Origin of the sequence: Novosphingobium sp. ST904, from assembly GCF_001298105.1 — a bacterium.
In the GTDB taxonomy this organism is placed as follows: Bacteria; Pseudomonadota; Alphaproteobacteria; order Sphingomonadales; family Sphingomonadaceae; genus Novosphingobium.
This window is the reverse complement of sequence record NZ_LGJH01000042.1, coordinates 1-2,020: the sequence shown is the minus strand read 5'-3', so window position 1 is coordinate 2,020 and position 2,020 is coordinate 1. Positions and strand designations below refer to the sequence as shown.

2 protein-coding genes are annotated in these 2,020 nt (G+C 63.8%); both read left to right on the top strand.

Features of this window, described 5'->3' with window-relative positions:
* The coding region (mobQ, locus tag ADT71_RS00305; protein WP_231635439.1) for a MobQ family relaxase at positions 1 to 1,277 on the top strand (1,277 nt) is incomplete at its 5' end.
* Between the two features lie 220 nt (positions 1,278 to 1,497).
* Positions 1,498 to 1,947, top strand: coding sequence for a YiiD C-terminal domain-containing protein (locus tag ADT71_RS00300; protein WP_054434110.1), 450 nt, complete (start codon positions 1,498 to 1,500; stop codon positions 1,945 to 1,947).
* Positions 1,948 to 2,020: the final 73 nt, after the last annotated feature.

Below are 2,020 nucleotides of genomic sequence, written 5' to 3'. Positions count from 1 at the left end.
TACCCCTGAACCCCAGCGGGCTGTCGCCCGCGCCATGCTCCTGCATGGCTAGTAAGGGCGCGGCGATGGCGAGTTTCCATCTTGCGGTGAAGACGATAGGCCGTTCCGCCGGTCGCAGCGCGACGGCAGCGGCAGCCTATCGTGCGGGTGTCGAAATCACGGACGAGCGCACCGGCCTCGTCCATGATTACACCCGCAAGCAGGGCGTCGAACATAACGCCCTTGTCGTGCCCGCCGACGCCCCGGCGTGGGCCAGTGACCGGGCCGTGCTCTGGAACGCCGCCGAGCAGGCAGAGACGCGCAAGAACTCGACCGTCGCCCGCGAATATGAAATCGCGCTGCCCGCCGAGTTGTCGGCCGAGGCGCGGCGCGAGCTTGCGCTGGGCCTCGCACGGGAGATCAGCGAGCGGCATGGGGTGGCGGTGGACGTGGCGATCCACGCACCAGGTCGCGAGGGCGACCATCGCAACCACCACGCCCATCTGCTGACGACGACGCGGCGGATCGGCCCGGAAGGGCTGGGCGCGAAGACCCGCGAACTGGACCAGAAGACGAGCGGGGAGGTCGAGCGCTGGCGTGGCCGGTGGGCCGAGATGCAGAATGCGGCGCTGGAACGGGCGAACGTCTCGGAGCGGGTGGACCATCGCAGCCACCAGCGGCGCGGAATCGAGCAGGAGGTGACCGTGCATATGGGGCCGAGCGCGACGGCGATGGAACGCCGTGCCGAGCATCAGGCCATGCGGGAGGGGCGGGCCTATGAGCCAGTAACGATGGTGGGCCAGCACAACGCCGGCGTCATCGAGCAGCGGGGCCTGCGCCAGTATATAGAGCGGGGGACCGAGTGGCTGCGCGATGCAGGGCAGCGGATATCGGGCAGGCTGCATGCGTTCGCGGCCACCTTGAGCGGCGCGGTCGATCGCGATCGGCGCGATGCAGCCGAGGCGCAGCGTCAGGAGCGGCTTGTCGCCGAGCGCACCCGTGAGCAGGCACAGGAACGCCAGCAGGTGCAGGACCGTGAGAAAGTGGCGGAGAAGTTCAGGACCATTGCCGGGAAGCGCGAGGCGGGCGGCCATGGCTATGGCGACCATAATAGCGACTGGAAGGCGACCCCGGAGGCGCTCCGCAAGGCGGTGGATGCCTATAACGGAGCGAACCAGCACACCAAGGATCTCTACATCGAGCGGATCCAGCGCGAACCCCAGATGGCGCGCGCGGTGGGCCAGTTGCTCCATGAGCGCGAGCTGGTCCTGCAACGTGATCGTGGCATGAGCCGATGAGGATGACGGAAAACCCTGAAATCGGGGTTTTCGTGCATATTCCCAATCCGGCAGGGTTTTTCGTGCAGCCAGATCGCGGCGGCGGCGCGGTCGTGAGTGTGCCGGTCAGCCATGCGCGGATTCATGTGATTCCCGGCAGGCGATCTTGCACCCGCATCTTCCTCCTTGGATCGCATCCTAGTACTTGCCTTTCACCGATCAATCCAACCAAAGGCAAATTATGGACCGCGATATCCTGCAATCCTACCTCCATCGCCAGATACCGCTATCGACCGCGATGAAGGTGGAGGTTATTTCTGCGACCATGGACAACGTCGTGCTGTCTGCCCCGCTCGAACCAAATATCAATCACAAGAGTACGGTCTTTGGCGGTAGCGCCTCTGCACTCGCCATATTGGCGGCATGGTCTCTCCTGCACCTGCGTCTCGAAACCGAAGGCCACGCTAGCGAGATCGTCATCCAGTCCAACCGGATGGACTATGACCAGCCTATCACAGGCCTATTCACCGCAACATCATCCCTCCCCGACGGCGCGGATTGGGCAGGATTTGTGAAGATGCTCCAGCGCAAGGGAATGGCCCGCATCGAAATCGGTTCGATCCTGACCTATGATGAAAAGATCGCTGGACGATTGAGCGGCCGGTTCGTTGCCTTCCTCAACCAAAAATAAAAGATGGGCGCGAATACAGACAGGAGCGACAAACGCACGGCAATCAGGCCCAGTCGGCCCGAAGCTGCGATTT